Origin of the sequence: Propionimicrobium sp. PCR01-08-3, assembly GCF_030286045.1 — a bacterium.
In the GTDB taxonomy this organism is placed as follows: Bacteria; Actinomycetota; Actinomycetes; order Propionibacteriales; family Propionibacteriaceae; genus Brooklawnia.
The window spans coordinates 134,746-153,899 of record NZ_CP127390.1 but is presented as its reverse complement, the minus strand read 5'-3'; the positions used below and the strand labels follow the sequence as shown (position 1 = coordinate 153,899).

Sequence of the window (19,154 nt, the reverse complement as noted above, 5' to 3'; positions counted from 1 at the left end):
GAGGACCCATGGCCACCAAGCGACAAACGATCGAAGTCGGAGGCTTGAAGCTCGCGGTATCCAACCTTGACAAGGTGATGTACCCAGAAACCGGCACCACCAAGGGTGACGTGCTCGACTACTACCTGCAGATCGCGCCGGTGCTGGTGCCGCAGGCGGCCTGGCGTCCGGCGACCCGTAAACGGTGGGTGAACGGCGTCGGCACCGCAGACGATCCGGGCGAGGTCTTCTTCCGCAAAGACTTGGAAGATGGTACGCCCGGCTGGGTTCCGACCGGAAAGATCGTCCACAAAGAGCGGACGAATGTGTATCCGCTGGCCAATAACGCCGCGGTGCTCGCCTGGTTCGCCCAGCTGGCCGCACTCGAGGTCCACGTGCCGCAATGGCGGTTCGGCTCCGATGGAGCACCCCGTAATCCGGATAGATTGGTCCTGGATCTCGACCCCGGCGAGGGCGCCGGGCTGAAGGAGTGCGTCGCCGTAGCACATATGATCCGCGACATTCTGACCGATATGAAGCTGGACGCGGTGCCGGTGACATCGGGTTCGAAGGGCATTCATTTGTATGCCCCGCTCGACGGCCGGACGACCAGCGATCAGGTCGCCGCGGTGGCCAAGCAGCTCGCCGAGTCACTGGAAAAGGAAGCGCCCAAGCAGGTCATCGCAATCCAGAAGCGGGCCGAGCGCGCGGGCAAGGTGCTGGTCGACTGGTCGCAGAACAATGCGGCGAAGACGACGGTCTGTCCGTATTCACTGCGCGGACGCATGCGTCCGACCGTTGCCTGCCCCAGAACCTGGGACGAACTCGATGACCCGAAGCTCGCCCAGTTGGACTATCGCGAGGTGCTGAAACGGGTCGCCGATGGCCTCGACCCGATTGCCGACCAGGGCTGGCCCTTTGATCAGGCACCCGAGGCGCCCAAGAAGTCGCGCTCCGCGGATTCGGGGACGACCGACAAGTTGACCCGCTATCGCGAGAAGCGCGATGCCAATCTGACGCCCGAACCGGTGCCGGAGGCCTCGGGCAAGAGCACGGGCGGCAAGAGCAAAGCCAGGGAAACCCACAAGCAAGGTACATCCAGCACCTCTAAGCAAGAGGATTCCGCCGACTCCTCCTCCGGCAACGTCCCGACCGACGACGCAGGCGACGAGGCGTTGACCTTCGTCATTCAGGAGCACCATGCCCGCCGGCTGCACTGGGATTTCCGGCTCGAACACGATGGCGTCCTTGCGTCGTGGGCGGTGCCGAAGGGCCCTCCATTGTCGAGCGACGAGCACCGGCTCGCCGTGCAGGTCGAGGATCACCCGCTTGACTACGGCAGTTTCGAGGGCGTGATTCCGAAAGGCCAGTACGGCGGCGGCACGGTCACGATCTGGGACGCCGGCACCATCGAGGTCGAGAAATGGCGTTCCGATGAGATCATCGTGGTCCTGCATGGACGCAAAACAGGTGGGCTCGGTGGTCTCCCCCGTCGCTACGTGCTGGTGCGCACCAGCGGCGGGGGCGAGAAGGCGCAGTGGTTGCTGATATTCAAGAAGGATCAGCCAGCTGCCGCCCAATCGAGGGTCGGCAAGGGAGAAGACGGGTCTGATCGGCACATGGGTCAGCGTGGCTCTGGACACAAAGCGGATGATTCACCGCCGGACTCCGCGCATGGCGACGGCTTGCGCGAGGGTGACGACAAAAGCAAGAAGAGCGAACCCGACGACGCAAAAGTCGTATCGGATTTGGGTAAAGAGCCCGAGCTCGAACTCCCCGATGAGGCCCCGGCCCCAATGCTTGCCACTCTTGGTTCGCCGGACGACTTGGACGACGGCCAAGACTGGGCGCTGGAGATGAAGTGGGACGGCGTACGCGCGATCTGCCTGGTCGCGGGCAACCGCGTCCGCTTGGTTTCGCGCAATGGCAACGACGTCACCGAGCGCTATCCCGAGCTCGCCGAGTTGGCATCAGCGTTGAACGCCGACGCTGCGATTCTGGACGGCGAGATCGTCGCTCTGGACCAGGACGGTCGTCCGGACTTCGAGTTGCTGCAGCCCCGCATGCACTTGGACGGACGGCGTGCAGCCCGCTTGGCCCGCGAGAATCCCGTGACTCTGATGCTCTTTGACGTTCTTTCGCTGACCGTCGAAGGATCGGAGCGGCGGCTGATGCGCACCGGCTACCGCCAACGTCGCGAACTGCTTGAAGCCGCGGTTGAACCGACCGAGCGAATCCGGGTGCCGTCGCAGTTCGATGGCTCGTTGCCCAAGGCCTTGGAGCATGCAAAGGCCGAGCGGTTGGAAGGCGTGATGGCCAAACGGCAGGACTCGGTCTACGTACCCGGACGCAGGTCGCGGCAGTGGATCAAGATCAAGCATCGTCGCGACCAGTCAGCGGTCATCGTCGGCTGGCGGGTGGACGCCGAAGACCGGCTCCGCTCGCTCCTGCTTGCCGTGCCCGACGACGATGGGACGCTGCACTATGCCGGACGCGTCGGCTCTGGCATCTCCCCTAATCAGATACATGATCTTGAGCAGAAGCTGCAACCTATCGAGCGGAAGACTCCTCCGTTGGGCGACGTGCCGGCCGCAGATCGGCATGACGCTCGTTGGGTGAGGCCGAGCCTGGTGGGCGAGGTCGCCTACGCCGAGGTCACCCATGAAGGCAAACTGAGATCACCGGTGTGGCGCGGTTGGCGTGACGATGTCATCCCGGACGATGTCCGCTGGGAGAAAACCCGGTGAGCGCGGATGACGAGCGCGGAGACGCGGACTGCTCGCGGCTCAGCAGGCGCTGTAGACGGCGCGATAGCCCACGTCCCGCTCCAGATCGCTGCATCCGTCGGCGGAACGAGCACCACGATCAGGGGTTTGTTTACATTGTAAGGCGACCGCGTTAGGGTGATGACACCCGAAGACATCGGGAGGTACGCCGCCCGACCCACGGGCAGCAATGAGCTAGGACGGGAGACACCATATGGTCGACGACCAGAATGATTTCCGGGCGCTCGAGAACGCCACCGTGTACGACAACGAGAACAAGAGGATCGGCACCGTCGGGCAGATCTATGTCGACAACCAGACGGGCCGGCCGAAGTTCGTGACCGTCAATCTGGGACTCTTCGGAACTCGGGAGACCTTCCTCCCGGTTGACGCCGCGCGTCAGAACAATGGCGATCTCACCGTGCCATTCTCGAAGGACTTCATCAAGGGCGCGCCCAGTATCGAGGCCGATGGGGAGCTCACACCCAAGGAGGAGAGCGAGTTGTTCCGCTATTACGCGGACGGCATGACCTCCGGCGAGCACGGCACCCCGGCCGCAGGTCGCGGAACGAACACTGTGCGTGGTCGGGCCGAAGGCGATCGCGCACGCGTCGGCGATGAGGAGACACTGGTCGCCCACGAGGAGCGCCTGCGGGTGAACACGCAGCAGCAGGAGGCGGGGCGGGCACGCCTGCGCAAGCGCGTCCGGACCGAGAAGGAGAATATCGAGGTCCCGGTTCAGCGAGAGGAGCTCGTTGTCGACCGCGAGGCGATCGATCCGAACTCGGCCGAGGCGCGAGCCGCCGGACCGATCGGTGAGACCGCGAATGAGGACGAAGTCGTCACCCTCAAGGAGGAGCGACCCGTCGTCGACAAGGAGACCGTCGCCACCGAGAAGGTGAACGTCGGCAAGCGCACCGTGCAGGACAGCGAGACCGTCAGCGCGGACCTGCGCAAGGAGGAGATCGACGTCGATCAGGACGACGCTCGGCGGCGCTGATAAGGGCATGACGAAGAATGAGCGCGTCGAGCGGCGGTTTCTGGATCCAGGAAGCGACACTCAGCGGTAATTCTTTGGCGGGTCGTCAATAGTCGATCCGATGATTCCCGGGGCCGGATGGTCCCGGGAATCCTATTTTTCGCGTGATGGTCGATCGGCATCTCGTCCGGGTTGCGAAACTAGGGATTGCCTTGGACGATAGATGCATGAGTGAAACCCCGACCACCGTGGACGCAGCCGAAAACGACACCTTTACGCTGTTTGCAGTCTTCGGTTTGAAGAACTCCTCGCATGGCAACGAGATGACCATGGACGCCGCTTCTGATGGAGTCCACGAGCTCGAAGAATGCGTCGACACCCTCGTCGGCAGGGATGTCACGGTGCGCGGCTGGTATGACGTGAGCGGGCTGCGCGCGGGTGCCGATTTGATGGTGTGGCTACACGGTCCGGTTCCCGAAAACCTTCAGCAGGCCGTACGCGAGCTTCGACGCACTTCGCTGCTCGCACCGCTGGTCCGGGTATGGAGCGCGCTGGGGGTGCACCGTGATGCCGAGTTCAACCAGGCCCACGTGCCGGGGTTCGTGCGTGGCGTGGCGCCGAAGGCCTGGCTCACGGTGTACCCGTTCGTCCGCACGCCTGAGTGGTACCTGCTGGATCCGGCCGACCGTGGCCGGATGCTCGCCGATCATGGACGCAGAGGTGCCGCGTTCAAAGGTGTCACCGCGAATACGGTAGCCGCATTCGCGTTGGGCGACTATGAGTGGTTGCTGCCGATGGAGGCGGACGATCCGGTTGAGCTGGTCGACCTGCTGCGCGACCTGCGCTACACCGAAGCACGTCATTACACGAAGGTCGAAGTTCCGTTCTTCACCGGACGCCACATTTCCCCCGCCGAGATCGTCGAGGTCTTGCAGTAGCACGACGCCGCGGGGTCGCAGAGATGTCGTCCGGCTCGGGGCGTCGGCTCAGCGTTCTCGTCCTTGGGATGGCGGCTCGCCCATATTCGGTGGCGCAGCATCCGGGCCGCCATAGCGAATTGGTGACAAGAAAAAGAGGACGCAGCCGAGCAGCGCGATCAGCGTCCCCGCGACACAAAAGCGGGTGATGATCCCAGGAGTCCGGTCGCCGAGCCGAGAACCAACCACCGTGGTGATGATCGGCAGTCCGGTATCGGACGCCACGATCTGCCGGGCGACCTCATCGCCGTTCGGGCCGGGTACGTCGCGATCGAGCACCGCGATGTCATACGAATTCACCGAGAGCAGCTCGAGTGCGGTATCACCGTCAGCGGCAATATCGGACGCGATCGCCTCCAGACGCAGGCCGTCGCGGACTGCCTCGGCCGTGAACGGTTCGCCCTGCTGATCGGCGCGGGCGTGCAGCTGCTCTCGACCACGTTTTCTCCGTGGGCCGACGGCCGGCAACCCGGCTCGCACAGTGACCAGCGTCCGAGCCAAGCGAACGATAGCGCTGCAGCAGACTTGGCCGGATTCATCCCCGATGAGTCGGATGGGGTCGTTCCGGAGCACACCTCTGGATTCGTTGCCCTGGCGGTGCTTGACTAGCTCACATGAAGGTCGAACGTATCGCTCCGATCCTGACCGTCGACGATGTGCCACGCGCAATCGACGAGCACACCCGCATACTCGGGATGCACGTCGTGATGGACATGGGATGGATTGCCTTCATCGCGGACGAGGCAGGCCGGCAGATCGGCCTGATGACCACGGACGCTTCCGCCCCGGTCAATCCAGATATCTCCGTTTTCGTCGAGAGCGTCGATGATGTCGAGGCCACTCACGCTGCAGCGCTCGCAGCGGGCGTCGAGATCGTCCACCCGCTCTCGGACGAGCAGTGGGGCGTCCGACGGTTCTTCTACCGCGACTCGTCCGGACGCGTGATCAACGTGGGCACCCACATCTGAACCGGGACGAGCCTATATGTGTTGGCCGCGCTGCGTGCAACCCGTCCGACAACGGCATGTGGGGGTCCATCACCCTGAGCCGGCCGATTCCCGTCCGCTGCGTTCATCGGTGGACTCAGGTCATTCGTCCGGAACGAAGATTTCCTCAATGGCAAGGTCGAACACCTTGGCGATCTTGAAGGCGAGCGGCAGGCTCGGGTCGTAGCGTCCCTTTTCTATCGAGATCACGGTTTGCCTGCTGACCTCGAGAGCTCGCGCGAGATCGGCCTGGGTCATCCGCCGTTCGTCCCGCAGAAGAGCGACCCGATTGTGCATGCTCAATACCGTCGATTCACGATGAGGCTGGCGACCAGCCAGCATCCCATGTATACCGGCATCGCCCAGATGATCGGCAGGGTGGGTGCCCCAACATGCTCCAGCATTCCCCAGGTGAACGTCAGGATCGAACCACCGGCGAAAGCGATCGCCAAGGACTCCACGATCTTGCGGGACTGCAGTTCATCAGCCTCGGCCACATACCGCCACACCGCGCGAGCAATCAGGATCAGCGACGGCAACACCAGCAGATACGCCGCAAACCGCCACCATGAATCGCCGGCCAGGGAGCTGAGCCACAGGGTCAATGGCAACGTGACCAGATACAGCCCCATGGCGACGATGAAGCGGATCGTGTATTGCCTGGTGGACGGCAACATGTCGGGTCTCCGTTCAGGCGAGGGCAAGCGTCAGCGTGGGGATGCCGAGACCGACGATATCGAGTAGGACGTGGGCGATCACCAGCGGCATGAGCCGTTTGCGCCACCAGTAGAGCAGACCGAACATGACACCGGCCAGCGCCGTGGCGACCACCTTCGCGACGATCGCCGCCGGAGAAACGAGGGCGAAGCCGATGTGCTGCAGGCCGAAGAAGAGCGCCACCACCAGCATGCCGGGCCAGCGTCCCAACCGCGCTTCGAATCGTGGCTGCAGATAGCCGCGGTAGATCAACTCCTCGGCGATGCCGATGGTCACGGCCGCGACGATGGCGAGGACGCCCACGACCAGCGGAACATGGGGAACGTCCGTGGCGGCCGGGGGTGGCCCCTGGTAGGCGATCAGATTGCCGATGTAAGTGAACATGAAGAACCCGATGAAGACGATCGGAGTCAGCAGCAATCCCCAACCGATATCGGACGCTCGGAAGTTCAGGATGTCGCGAATCCGCAGGCCTTCTCGTCTCAGAAGCATCCCCACCACAAGGATCGTTATCACGTCGACCACGATCACGGTGGCATTGCCGTAGTAGCCGGCTTCGGAGTCGGTGGTGCCCGGAGACGACAAACGTAACGCAATCGGTGTGATGATCCCCAAGGCGAGAATCAGCAGCAGGCGCAACACCAGCGCACCCCCGAGCGTCGCCAGGCTCGGACGGTTCTCAGTTGTCGGGGTCAGGAACTGATCATCTAAAGTGGACATGCTTCAACGTAAAGGCCTCTTTACATGCATGTCAAGGTTAGTTTACATTCTTTCGGCGGCGAAGAAATCCCTCAGCCCTCATGCGATCGTTAGCTACTCACAGCACTTCCAGGTCGTATTGACCGATCCGCCTGTCGACCGAAAGCAGGGCCAGACCGTCTGCTATCGCCTGGGCTATCAGCATCCGATCAAATGGGTCGCGATGATGCCAGGGCAACCTTCGCAGCAGTTCGGCATGAACCTCGCTGAACGGCAGGTGCTCGAACCCACTATCAGTGACGGCATCGGAGATCATCTGCGGGGCATCAAGCTTGCCCAGGGATGCCTTCACCGAAACCTCGGCGATCGAGATGCTCGAGACCAGAACGTCGTTCTCACCGTCCGAGATGAGTTCACGATGCTGCCCGCTGAGCTTCGGGTCGTCCGCGAGCCACCACAGCAGCACATGCGTATCAAGGAGCAGTCTCACGCTTGTTCCCCGTACCAATCCCGGTCGTCTTGCTCGTCGAAGCTATCGAAATCATCGGCAACGCGGACGCGCCCCTTCCACATGCCGGGAATCCGGTCAGGCCGGGGCGTCCACTTCACCAGACGCACCGCCGGCTTTCCGGCCCGCGCGATGATCACTTCCTCGCCTTTAAGCGCGCTCTCGATCAATTTTGAAAGTTGCGCCTTCGCCTCGTAGACGTTGACTTGATGAACGCTCATACACCAATAGTGCGTTAGTTAGTCAACCTAGTCAACGGCCTCATCTCGATGTGAACATTCGCGCTCAAGCAGAGAACGTTTGACGTCGAGTCCCCAGGCAAAACCACCCAAGGTGCCGTCCGATCTCAGCACGCGATGGCAGGGCACGAAAAGTGCCGCCGCGTTGCGGGCGCAGATGGACGCCGCCGCGCGAACGGCTGCCGGTCGTCCGAGCAGGGCGGCGAAGGCCGTGTAGTCGAGCGGCGATCCCGGCGTGATTTCGCGGAGCGCTGCCCACCCGCGTTCTTGCAATTCTGTGCCCCGTTGCCTGACCGGGATGGACGCGACCGTATCGACATCGCCCGCGTAATAGGCGGCGACCGCCTGTGCCGCCTCGGCCGCGGGTTCGGTGTCGCCCCGGACGAGCTCAGCCGGGCGAAGCGCCGGATGAATGCGCTCCCACACGGCGCGTTCGTCCGCACTCCAACCGGATGCCAGCATCCGGCCTTGTGCGTCCACGATGAGCGTGAATGGGCCGTCCGGGGTGTCGACGGTCCGCGCGATCCCCACTGTTCCCACTGTCCGGTGTTCTCCTCTGGTCAATCTGTCAGTCATCGCCCCTCCTCAGTTCGTGTTTGCCCAGCCGCCCGCCATAGGTGGGCGGTCAGATAACTTCGCCAGGGCGACAGCTGCGCCGCCCAGATTTCCAACCCTCGGGCGGTCGACGGGATACCTGCTCGCGCTGCGCCACTGCGGGCGGCGCCGTCGCCGGGGAGCAACACGTCAGGGTCGCCGAGCACCCGCATCCGCACGTAGTCGGCTGTCCACGGCCCAATTCCTTTCCTGGCAAGCAGAGCTGACCGTTGCTCGGCTCCATCGTCCGCGGCGGTGAGCACCAGGGAGCCGTCCGCGAGCGCGGCGGCAGTTTGGACGATCGCGTCAACGCGCGCGACAGGCCCTCGGAGCACCTCGCGCCCGTGCTCTGCGATCGCATCCATCGTCGGGAACAGCTGCCGGGGCTCCGCTGTTTCGTCGCGGCTCAGATCGGTGGTGGCTCCCAAGGCCTGCACCAGCCGTCCGAGCGCGGTTCGGGCGGACGCCACCGACACCTGCTGTCCGATCATGGCGCGGATCAGCATCTCGTGCGGATCTGCCGCTCCCGGGACCCTGATGCCGGGCGTGGCCGCGACCAGTAGCGCCAGCTCGGGCTCTCGGGCAAGCGCCGAATCAATCGCTTGCGGGTCCGCGTCCAGATCGAACAACCGCCTGACCCGGCTCACCAAAGGCCCGAGATCGGAGAGTTCGGTGACCCTCGCACGCAACCGGATTCGTCCAGGCACGTCTTCGCGAAGCTCGAACCAGGTCACCCCACCCGGCAGCTGCAGCGTGCGGGCATAACCGGTCTGTGATGCAACCTCTATGCCGGGCAACGCGCGGGCCGCCATCCACCCGAAAAGTCCCGCGGCATCGAAGGGTTCCCGGACCGGCAGCACCAGATCAATCGCTCCGGGAACCGGAGCCACACCTCGGCGACGCGAACGAAGCTCGGTCGGCGACATGCCGAACACCTCGCGAACGGTGTCATTGCATTGCCGCACGCTCCCGAAACCGGACGAGAAGGCGACCTCGGCGACCGCCAGATCGGTACCGATCAACAGCATGCGGGCGGTGTGGGCACGCTGCGCCCGGGCGAGAGCCAACGGTCCCGCTCCGACTTCAGCGACGAGCAGGCGGCTGAGCTGCCGCGACGAATAGCCGAGACGAGCTGCGAGCCCTGGCACGCACTCACGCTCCACCACCCCGTCCGCGATGAGTCGCATGGCGCGGCCCACCGTGTCCTGCCGGAGATTCCACTGCGGAGATCCCGGGGCTGCCTCGGGCAGGCATCGTTTGCATGCTCGGAAACCTGCCTCGTGCGCCGCCGCGCTGGTCGGATAGAAGGTCACGTTCGACCGCTTCGGCGTCCGCGCCGGGCAGGACGGGCGACAGTAGATACCGGTGGTGCGCACGGCCATCACGAACTGCCCGTCGAAGCGGACATCGCGCGCCTCGACGGCGCGATAGCGCTCATCGAAGCGTGCCGATGCGATTGCCATGAAGCCAGCATGACACGGGCCGTGCGTGCAGACGAGCGGAAAACGGACATGGCTTTTTCAGATCGCAACTAGCATCGATAAGCGTGGCCGGGCGAAATCCCGGCACCGAGGACGAGAGGACGCACGGTGGGTTGCACAACCATTCTGGTGGGTAAGGACGCGAGCTACGACGGGTCGACGTTGGTCGCCCGCAATGAGGATTCGGCCAACGGCGAGTGGAATCCGAAGCGGGTCACCGTCGTCCGGCCCGAGGATCAGCCGCGGCACTACACGTCGGTGATCGGCCATCTCACGATCGATCTGCCGAATGACCCGATGCGCTACACGGCTACACCGAACGCGGTTGACACGGAGGGGATCTGGGGCGCGGCGGGCATCAACGCCGCGAACGTCGCCATGAGCGCGACCGAGACGCTCACCACGAACCAGCGAGTGCGCGGGGCCGATCCGTTCGTCGAGCGGCAGGGCGATCAGCCTGGTGGCATCGGCGAGGAGGATTTCCTCACGCTGGTGCTCCCCTACATCCGTTCCGCCCGCGAGGGCGTGCTGCGGCTGGGCGCCCTGCTCGAGCGATACGGCACCTACGAGATGAACGGTGTCGCGTTTTCCGATGTGGACGAGATCTGGTGGCTGGAGACGGTCGGCGGGCACCATTGGATCGCTCGCCGGGTTCCCGACGATCGATATGTCACCATGCCTAACCAGTTGGGCATCGACAGCTTCGATCTGGACGACGCCGAGGGCGCGGGCCGCGAATATCTTGCGTCCGCCGATCTGCGTTCTTTCATCAACGAGCACCATCTGGATCTGGCGCTGGCTCCGTCGTCGGTCATCAACCCACGTGAGGTTTTCGGCTCGCACACCGACTCCGACCATGTTTACAACACGCCGCGCGCCTGGGATATGCAGCGCCGCCTCAACCCCTCGTCCGCCGATTTCACCGGGACAGCGCCCAGGCTCTCCCCGACCTCGGATGACATTCCGTGGTCGCGAATTCCCGAGCGCAAGCTGACGATCGAGGATGTCAAGGATGTGCTGAGCGCCCACTATCAGGGCACCGGCTACGACCCGTATTCGCCGCTCGGCACCGAGGCACAGCGCCATCTGTATCGTCCGATCGGCATCAACCGGCACTCTCAGCTGTCGGTGCTGCAGATCCGGCCCTACCGTCCGGAGGCGTCGCGGGCCATTCAGTGGGTGGCGTTCGCGTCCAACCCCTTCAACACGCTGGTGCCGCTGTTCACCAACGTCGAGACCGTGCCCGGCTACCTGGAATCGACCACCGGGCGAGTGACCACCGACACCTTGTACTGGTCGTCGCGGATCATCGCAGCACTTGCGGACGCCCACTTCGCCGACGCGATCCCCGAGGTCGAGCGTTACCAGGAGAAGACCGGCGCGATCGGTCACTTCGCGGTGGCAAGGGCGGACGACCAAGTCTCGGCTCTCGAGGGCTCCGCGGTATCCGAAGCGTTGGCGACAGCGAATGAGAGGCTTGCCGAACAGATCCGTACCGAAACGGACGCCCTGCTGAGTGCGGTGCTGGTCGTCGCGAGCAATGGCATGCACAACCGATTCTCCCGCTCGGACAACTGACACAGAAATTGTCAGTAGGCACTGCCAAACTGACGATCATGACGCCCATCGACGCTCCTGACACCGCTCTTACGGATGATGGCAGGCCCGCATCACGCGAGCCGTTACGGATCGAGACCCTCGAGGCTTTGCACGCCCTGACCGGCAACGCGGACGCGGACTTTCGCCCCGGCCAATTCGAGGCGATCGAGGCGCTCGTGGCGGACCACCGGCGGACGCTCGTCGTCCAGCGGACCGGCTGGGGAAAGTCCGCGGTGTATTTTCTGGCCGCTCTGCTGCAGCGCCGGCGAGGCAGCGGCCCGGCCCTGATCATCTCGCCGCTCATCGCGCTGATGCGCGACCAGGTCGCCGCGGCCCGCCGGGTGGGGGTGCGGGCGGAGGCCATCAGCTCCGCCAACCCCACCGAGTGGCAGCAGATCGAGCAGTCGCTCGCGGACGACACGATCGATGTGCTCCTGGTTTCCCCGGAACGCCTGGTGAATCCGCGGTTCCGCGAGCAGCAGCTGCCCCGGCTGGTCGAACGCTGTGGGCTGCTGGTGATCGACGAGGCGCACTGCATCTCGGATTGGGGCCACGATTTCCGGCCGGACTATCGCCGGCTGCGAGATCTGATTGCCGGACTCGACCCGGCCGTCCCGGTACTCGCGACCACGGCGACGGCGAACCGGCGGGTGGTCGCCGATGTCGAGGAGCAACTAGGCGTCCATGCCGGCCATGAGATGCCGGACTCCGGCGTCCTCACCTTGCGCGGCCCGCTCACCCGCACCTCGCTGCGGTTGGGCTGTCTGACGCTGCCGGACGACCTCGATCGCCTCAGCTACCTGGCCACTCACATCGACGAATTGCCCGGCTCCGGCATCATCTACACGCTCACCGTCTCCGCCGCCGAGGATCTCGCCGAGTTGCTCGACCGGCCCGGGCGTCCGGTGAAGGCCTATACAGGGCGCACCGACGCCGAGGAGCGGGCCGAGCTCGAACAGGCACTCAAGAACAACGAGGTCAAGGCGCTGGCGGCGACCAGCGCTCTGGGCATGGGCTTCGACAAGCCCGATCTCGGGTTCGTGGTTCATCTGGGCGCCCCGAGCTCGCCTATCGCCTACTACCAGCAGGTCGGACGCGCGGGTCGCGCCACCGACAGCGCAGACGTGTTGCTGCTCCCGGGGCGGGAAGACCGTGCGATCTGGGACTATTTCGCCACGGCATCCATGCCCACCGAAGACGCGGCCGACCAGGTGATCGCCGCGCTGTCGGACGCCGACGCCCCGCTGTCCATCCCGGCGTTGGAGACGCGCGTCGAGGTGCGCCGCTCGCAACTCGAGTTGCTGCTCAAAGTGCTCGCGGTCGAAGGCGCCGGCGAGAACGTCAGGGGCGGCTGGGCCGCGACGGGTCGTCCGTGGACCTACGACGCGGCGCGCTACGCAACGGTGGCGAAGGCCCGGCAATCCGAGCAGGAGGCGATGCTCGCCTACGAACACCTTGCTCCCGGAGATCCGCAACAATGCCGGATGCTGTTCCTGGCACATCAGCTGGACGACGAGACCGCCCAGCCGTGCGGACGATGCGATGTGTGCCAGGATCCCTGGTATCCCGAACCCGGATCACCGGGATCGGGCAGCACTGATCGGGTCGGCGCCGAGGTGAGCGCCCTGCTGGGGCGGGTCGGCGTACCGGTCGAGCCGCGCAAGCAGTGGCCGCAGGGGTTGGAACGTCTCGGGATCATCGACGAAGACGGCGCGACCCCGAAGGGCAACATCGCCGCCGGCGAGCGCGCCGAACCCGGACGGGTGATCGCCCGGATGTCCGACCTCGGCTGGGCGACACAATTGCGGGCATTGCTGGGCACCGATGAGAACGGGATCAGAATCGACCAGGAGCTACCGGCGAAGATCGGCAACCGCGCTGTCGAAGTGCTGGCTGCCTGGGGCTGGGAGCAGCGTCCGGGTGCCGTCATCGCCATCCCGTCGACGACCAGGCCGCGGCTCGTCGGCTCATTCGCCGCAGGGCTGGCGCGCATCGGCCGGCTCAAGGACCTCGGAACCCTCGCGCTTGCTCCCGGGGCAGCACCCCTGCACGGTGCACGTAACAGCGCCTTCCGGATCAAGGCCCTGTGGAACCGGTTCGTGATTCCCGACGAACTCGCCGAGCAGCTCGCGGTACTGAATGGCGCACCGGTCCTGCTGGTCGACGACGTGATCGACACCCGCTGGACGATGACGATCGCCGCCCGCCTGCTGCGCCGTGCCGGGTCCGGCCCCGTATTGCCCTTTGCCCTCGCCCAAGAAGGCTGAGTCTCCTCCGCAGCTATCAGCTATTGGGCGAGCTCTCAATGGCGCGCACGACGGCGAACGCTACCGGGCTAAAGCGCCGGGACGTTTGTGAGCAGCTCCTGGGTGTAGTCGTGCTGCGGATGATCCAGTACGGAATCGACCGGACCCTCCTCGACGATCACGCCACGGTTCAACACCGCGACACGCGACGCGATATGCCTGGCGAGCGCAATGTTGTGGGTCACGAACAGCATCGACAGGCCGAGCTCCTCCTGGATGGTGTGCAGCAGCGAGATGATGCTGGCCTGCACGGAGACGTCGAGAGCCGACGTGATCTCATCGCAGACGAGCACCGAGGGCATGTCCACCAGCGCACGCGCGATCGCGGCGCGTTGCCGTTCGCCTCCCGACAGATCGCCCGGCCGCCGGTCATAGAACTGCCGTCCCAGCCGGACCGCATCGAGCGCATCTCGGACGCGTTCGTGCCGGCCATGCGCGTCCAGATCCCCTGCCATCTCGAGGGGAACCACCAGCGACTGCCCCAGCGTGCGGCGTGGATTCAACGAGGAGAACGGCGACTGAAAGATGTACTGGATCTTCTTGCGCTGTTCGAGCGTGCGATCGCGGGTCGAAATCGCGAGCTGTTCGCCCTCGTATTCGATCACACCGGTAAAATCGGCGTCCAGGATTCCCGCGATCGCCCGCGCCAGGGTCGTCTTTCCCGAACCCGACTCGCCGAGCAGCAGCGTGCACTGGCCCTCGTCGACCTTGAGGCCGACGCCGCGCAGCACCTGGTTGTTGCCGTAGCTGACGTTCAGGTCACGCACCGTCAATGCGATGCTCGGCTCTTCGGGTGACGATGAGGTAGCCGACATATCCGGCTTGGCGGTGACACCGTCCGAGGCAGCCAATTCCGCGATCTCGTCGGCCATCGTCTCGTCCGTCACAGCATCGACCTCGCCGGTGATGAACGCCGACGTCTGTTCGTCGATTTTGGCGACCGAGCCGAGCTGGTTCCGGCCGGCCAGATCCGGCACGGCAGCAAGAAGCCGCTTCGTGTAGTCGTGTTGCGGGTGGTGCAAGATCTGCGCGGCATCGCCGACCTCCACGATCTGGCCACGTAACATCACGGCGACGCGGTCGGCAATCTCGGAGACGACCGCGAGGTCGTGGGTGATGTAAAGCCCGGCGGCATTGTGCTTCACCGTCATCTCGCGGATTGTCTCGAGCACCTGCTCCTGCGTGGTGACATCAAGGCCGGTGGTCGGCTCGTCGAGCACGATCACATCGGGATACATGGCGAACGCCATCGCGATGCCGATGCGCTGCTGTTGACCGCCCGAAAGCTGGTGTGGCCAGCGGCGTTGGTAGGTGTCGTCGTCGGGCAGGCCCACCTCGCGCAGCACCGAGCGCACCCGGTCGGCGCGGTCCGCGTCGGAGGCACCGTAGCCGTGAATGTCGAGCACCTCGCGGATCTGCCTGCCGACCCTGATGCCCGGGTTCAATGACAGTGCCGGATCTTGCGGGATGTAGCTGACGCGGGCACCGCGCAGTTCGCGCCTGGACGCCTCGTCCAAGGTCATCATCTCGACCGGTTGGTCGCTGTGCGAGGCGTAGAGATTGACGGTTCCACCGGAATGTTCCAGCCCGCGGCGGATGTGACCGAGCAGGGCCAGCCCGACCGTCGTCTTGCCCGACCCCGATTCCCCGACGAGCGCGAGAATCTCGCCCGCCATCAGATCGAGGTCAACATTTTTCACGACCGCGTTGCCTGTGGCAGTCGCCGAAATCGTCAGGTCGTCGACCTCGAGGATGTGCTCGCCCGCCTCCACGCGCGCATGCCATGCGGTGCCCTCGTCACGGGTGTTGACCGCCGGACGAAGATCTGGCTGCTGTTTGGTTTTCGCCATCATCGCTCCCCTGCGTTCGAGCTGGCGGACGCCCGGGCTATCGAGTCCGCGATGAGGTTCGTGCCGATCGTCAGCACGGCAATCGCGAGCACCGGCAGCAACACACCGGCCGGCTCCAGCGACAACGCGATGCGGTTCTCGTTGATCATCAGGCCCCAATCGGCGGCGGGCGGCTGAATGCCGAGCCCGAGGAACGACAGCGACGCGATCGCGCCGATCGAATAGGTGAGCCTGAGCCCAGCCTCGACCGCCATCGGACCGGTGATGTTCGGCATGATCTCGCGCATCAGGATGCGCCCGCGCGGCATGGCATACATTTCTGCGACGCGGATGTAGTCCTCGTTGATGACACCGAGGGTGGCCGAGCGCGCCACCCGTGCGATGCGCGGGGCGTGCGTGAGGCCGATCACGCTCACCAGCACCCAGCCGCGCGGCCCGAGCACGGTGACCGCGAGCAGGGCGACCACGAGCTGCGGCACCGCGAGCAGTACATCGTTGGCCCGCATGATCAGCGAATCCAGCCAGCCGCCCGCGTAGGCGGCGAGCATCCCGAGGACGACTCCCAGCACCAGCCCGAGCAGGGTCGCGAGCACCGCGAAAACGATCAGGTTGAGACCACCGGCGAGGAATCTCGACCAGACATCGCGTCCGAGATTGTCGGTGCCGAACATGCCATCGGGTTGGAATGGACGCCCCGCGAACTCGGTGGTCGAGTATCCGGTCGCCCACGGCAACAACAGCGGCCCGAACAAGGCGAGGAGCAGCACGAGCCCGGTGAGGACGGCACCAACCTTCGCCTGGCGCTGGCTCCAGAACCGGGTCAGCACGGTGTTGCGGCGCTTGGTCCCGGCGTCCTTGCTTTGCATCATGCTCGCCGGAGAGGTTAGCTGTGAGTTCGTCATCTACTTGCCTCCTCCGGTGCGAAGTTTCGGGTTCGTCAAGATGCCGACGATGTCGGCGAGCAGGTTCACCACAATGTAGACGACGGCGATGATCATGGTGATCGCCACGACGACCATGACGTCGCGGTAGTTGACCGCATCGATGAGCGCCTGCCCGAGCCCCGGGTAGCGGAACAAGAACTCGACGACCACCACGCCACCGGCCATCCAGGCGAGCTGAATCGCAATGACCTGGGCGACCGGCCCGATCGCGTGCGGCAGCGCGTGGCGCAAGATGACGCGCCGTTCGGGGACCCCTTTGAGCCGGGCCATCTCGACATAGCCGGAGTCGAGCACCTCCAGCATGGTGGCCCGCATCATGCGCGCGATGTAGGGAGTGACGACGAGCACCAGCACCGCCACGGGCAAAATGAGCTGTGCCGGGAAGTCCCACACTCTGGTGCCGGGTGGTTGCATGGTGACCGCCGGAAGCACCCGGAACACCGAGGTCGAGAACAATGTGACGAGCGCGATGCCGATGACGAACTCGGGCAGTGCCGCCAGCACCAGTGAGATACCGGTGACCGCCGAATCGGCCGGGCGTCCGCGATGCAGGGCCGAGAAGATACCAATGAGAATCCCGGCGGGAATCGAGATGACGGCGGCAGAGATCATCAGCACCAGTGAGGCGCCGACCCGTTCGCCGATGAGCGCCGAAACCGGTTGCGACGTGGCGACCGAGACTCCGAAATCGCCGTGGAAGATGCCGGCCAGCCAGAGCAGATAGCGCTGCCAGGCGGGGTCATCGAGATTCATCTGTTCATGAATGGCGGCTATCCGCTCGGGAGTGGCCTGTTGGCCGAGTATCGCCTGCGCCGGGTCACCCGGCAGCAGCAAGGTCGCGAAGAAGATCAGCATCGAGACGACGAAGAGAATGATGATGCTGACGCCCAGGCGTTTGGCAATCAGTCGGACGATCATGAGATGTCTCCGATCCATACCCGATGGAGTTGGAATCCGGACAGCGGCAGCCCCGTCTTGTTCGGCACGAACCCGCCGACGTAGGACTGGTAGGCGTCCAACTGATCGCCGAATCCCCAGATGATGAGCCCGCCCCGCTCGTACAGAATCTGCTGCGCTTGTTCGATGAGCTGGACGCGGGCCGCCTGGTCGGTTTCGCTGCGCGCCTGCCCGACCAGATTCGCGAATTCTTCATCGGTCCAGTGAGTTTCGTTGAACGGGGAATCGGGCATCGTCCCGTTGTTGGCCTGCGGCAAGAAGTTGCGGGTGTACCAGAAGCTCTGCGAGAACGGGTATTCGAGGTAGCCGCCCCAATAGGTTGTGAGATCCATCCGGTTGATCGTGACCGTGATGCCTGCCTGCGCGGCCTGTTCGGCGTACACCTGTGCGGCCTCGACAACACCCGCCTGGATCGGCGCGGTGACGAGTTCGACCTCCAGGCCGTCGGGGTATCCGGCCTCGGCAAGCAAGCGTTTGGCTTCGGCGATGTCCTGCGTCCGTTGCGGGAAATCGGGGTAGGCCGGATCGTAGGGCCCGAACATGTCGTTGGCCACGCGTCCATGCCCGGAGAACACCTGGTTGACCATCTGGTCGCGGTCGATCGCCAGCCGGAAAGCCTGCCGCACCCGTTCATCGTCGAAGGGGGCGACGTCGGTGCGCATCGTGAACGGCAGCCACATGCCGGTCTCCGAATCGAGCACGCGCATCCGCTGATCGGCGGCGATCACCTCGGACAGCGCCGCGGGAATCTGGGCGACCACATCGACCTGGGTCGACAACAAAGCATTGATCAGTGCGTCCGTGTCGTTGAAATTCAGCAGCTCGACCGAGTCGAGATAGGGGCCCTCGTCGCCCCAGTAATACGGGTTGGCCTGCAGAACGGTCATCTGCGCGGCAACGAAACGGTCGAGCATGAACGGCCCGGTGCCGACAGGATTCTCGATATCGAAATCTGCGGGCACGATGGTGATGTCGTAATTGCTGAGCACGTCGTCGAGCGCCGAATCGGGTGTCGCAAGGTGAAATTCGACCGTGTGCTCATCGATCGCGATGACGGTATCGACGGACGCGAGACCTGCGCCGCCGTTCTTGGGATCGTCCGGGTCGATGATCCGCTCGATGCTGGCCACCACATCGTCCGCGGTCATCGGCCGGCCGTCGCAGAACTTGATGTCGGCGCGCAGGCTGGCCGTCCACACAGTTGCGTCCGCGTTTGAGGTCACCGAGGTCGCGAGCATAGGACGCAACTCGTAGTCGTCGTCGTGGTACATCAGGGTGTTGTACATGAGGATGGCGCGGGCGACGTCGCCGATGTTTGTGGCAACCGCTCCGTCAAGCGTGTCGGCCGCTCCCCCGCCGACGAACCCGACCCGCAAAGTGCCGCCCTTTTGTGGCGGACCGGTGAGTTCGGACGCAGGCCCCGTGCCCGGGGTTCCGCCGCATGCAGCCAGCAGCGCTCCCAGGCCGGTCATCGTCGCCCCGCCCAAGAACGCGCGCCGGGTTGGCGTCCATTTTGAATCTGACAAGCGCGTTGCGCTACCCATGTGGCTTCCCTTTCGGAACACGGATCCCAC

The 19,154-nt window shown here is 64.7% G+C and carries 17 protein-coding genes and 1 pseudogene; 6 read left to right on the top strand and 12 right to left on the bottom strand.

The window, feature by feature from the left end:
• The first annotated feature begins 8 nt into the window (after positions 1-8).
• From QQ658_RS00755 to hemQ, 3 genes are all read left to right on the top strand, one after another.
• Positions 9-2,726 (top strand): ATP-dependent DNA ligase, encoded by a 2,718-nt coding sequence (locus QQ658_RS00755; RefSeq protein ID WP_286025784.1) that lies wholly within the window; start codon positions 9-11, stop codon positions 2,724-2,726.
• Positions 2,727-2,958: 232 nt separating this feature from the next.
• Positions 2,959-3,744: a DUF2382 domain-containing protein gene (locus tag QQ658_RS00750; RefSeq protein ID WP_286025783.1), complete on the top strand. Its 786-nt coding sequence runs from the start codon at positions 2,959-2,961 to the stop codon at positions 3,742-3,744.
• A gap of 206 nt (positions 3,745-3,950) precedes the next feature.
• Positions 3,951-4,661: a hydrogen peroxide-dependent heme synthase gene (gene hemQ / locus QQ658_RS00745; protein ID WP_286025782.1), complete on the top strand. Its 711-nt coding sequence runs from the start codon at positions 3,951-3,953 to the stop codon at positions 4,659-4,661.
• Between the two features lie 192 nt (positions 4,662-4,853).
• On the opposite strand, the pseudogene QQ658_RS15305 reads toward hemQ, so the two are convergent.
• Positions 4,854-5,126, bottom strand: a pseudogene (locus tag QQ658_RS15305) (response regulator); the annotation flags it as partial.
• A 188-nt stretch (positions 5,127-5,314) separates the two neighbouring features.
• Between QQ658_RS15305 and QQ658_RS00735 the strand changes: the two are divergent.
• Entirely contained in the window at positions 5,315-5,668 is a 354-nt protein-coding gene (locus QQ658_RS00735; RefSeq protein WP_286025780.1) for a VOC family protein, read from the top strand.
• 120 nt (positions 5,669-5,788) lie between these two features.
• On the opposite strand, the gene QQ658_RS00730 is transcribed toward QQ658_RS00735, so the two are convergent.
• The 7 genes from QQ658_RS00730 to QQ658_RS00700 form a co-directional block, all read right to left on the bottom strand.
• Complete coding sequence (locus tag QQ658_RS00730) at positions 5,789-5,983, bottom strand: helix-turn-helix transcriptional regulator (RefSeq protein WP_286025779.1); 195 nt, start codon at positions 5,981-5,983, stop codon at positions 5,789-5,791.
• Positions 5,984-5,985: 2 nt separating this feature from the next.
• A complete protein-coding gene (locus QQ658_RS00725; RefSeq protein WP_286025778.1) occupies positions 5,986-6,363 on the bottom strand; it encodes a hypothetical protein in 378 nt (125 codons plus the stop codon).
• A gap of 13 nt (positions 6,364-6,376) precedes the next feature.
• Entirely contained in the window at positions 6,377-7,123 is a 747-nt protein-coding gene (locus tag QQ658_RS00720; RefSeq protein ID WP_286025777.1) for a CPBP family intramembrane glutamic endopeptidase, read from the bottom strand.
• A gap of 97 nt (positions 7,124-7,220) precedes the next feature.
• Positions 7,221-7,592 (bottom strand): type II toxin-antitoxin system VapC family toxin, encoded by a 372-nt coding sequence (locus QQ658_RS00715; protein WP_286025776.1) that lies wholly within the window; start codon positions 7,590-7,592, stop codon positions 7,221-7,223.
• A complete protein-coding gene (locus tag QQ658_RS00710; RefSeq protein WP_286025775.1) occupies positions 7,589-7,831 on the bottom strand; it encodes a type II toxin-antitoxin system Phd/YefM family antitoxin in 243 nt (80 codons plus the stop codon). The genes QQ658_RS00715 and QQ658_RS00710 overlap by 4 nt, the downstream gene beginning before the upstream one ends.
• A 27-nt stretch (positions 7,832-7,858) precedes the next feature.
• Complete coding sequence (locus QQ658_RS00705; protein ID WP_286025774.1) at positions 7,859-8,425, bottom strand: methylated-DNA--[protein]-cysteine S-methyltransferase; 567 nt, start codon at positions 8,423-8,425, stop codon at positions 7,859-7,861.
• On the bottom strand, positions 8,422-9,906 hold the full coding sequence (locus tag QQ658_RS00700; RefSeq protein WP_286025773.1) for a DNA-3-methyladenine glycosylase 2 family protein: 1,485 nt from the start codon (positions 9,904-9,906) through the stop codon (positions 8,422-8,424). Before QQ658_RS00700 ends, QQ658_RS00705 begins: the two co-directional genes overlap by 4 nt.
• A gap of 126 nt (positions 9,907-10,032) precedes the next feature.
• On the opposite strand from QQ658_RS00700, the gene QQ658_RS00695 reads away from it, so the two are divergent.
• The gene (locus QQ658_RS00695) at positions 10,033-11,502 is read left to right on the top strand and encodes a C69 family dipeptidase (RefSeq protein WP_286025772.1); all 1,470 of its coding nucleotides are present in this window, start codon (positions 10,033-10,035) and stop codon (positions 11,500-11,502) included.
• Positions 11,503-11,540: 38 nt separating this feature from the next.
• Positions 11,541-13,790 carry a RecQ family ATP-dependent DNA helicase gene (locus tag QQ658_RS00690; RefSeq protein WP_286025771.1) on the top strand — a complete coding sequence of 750 codons (2,250 nt, stop codon included), beginning with the start codon at positions 11,541-11,543 and terminating at the stop codon, positions 13,788-13,790.
• 68 nt (positions 13,791-13,858) lie between these two features.
• Here the strand turns inward: QQ658_RS00690 and QQ658_RS00685 are convergent, their stop codons facing one another.
• From QQ658_RS00685 to QQ658_RS00670, 4 genes are read right to left on the bottom strand one after another with little or no spacing between them, the layout of a single operon-like run.
• Positions 13,859-15,679: an ABC transporter ATP-binding protein gene (locus tag QQ658_RS00685; RefSeq protein WP_286025770.1), complete on the bottom strand. Its 1,821-nt coding sequence runs from the start codon at positions 15,677-15,679 to the stop codon at positions 13,859-13,861.
• The gene (locus QQ658_RS00680; RefSeq protein WP_286025769.1) at positions 15,679-16,581 is read right to left on the bottom strand and encodes an ABC transporter permease; all 903 of its coding nucleotides are present in this window, start codon (positions 16,579-16,581) and stop codon (positions 15,679-15,681) included. Before QQ658_RS00680 ends, QQ658_RS00685 begins: the two co-directional genes overlap by 1 nt.
• Entirely contained in the window at positions 16,582-17,541 is a 960-nt protein-coding gene (locus QQ658_RS00675) for an ABC transporter permease (protein ID WP_286025768.1), read from the bottom strand. It abuts the gene before it with no gap.
• On the bottom strand, positions 17,538-19,124 hold the full coding sequence (locus QQ658_RS00670; protein WP_286025767.1) for an ABC transporter substrate-binding protein: 1,587 nt from the start codon (positions 19,122-19,124) through the stop codon (positions 17,538-17,540). The genes QQ658_RS00675 and QQ658_RS00670 overlap by 4 nt, the downstream gene beginning before the upstream one ends.
• Positions 19,125-19,154 lie beyond the last annotated feature (30 nt).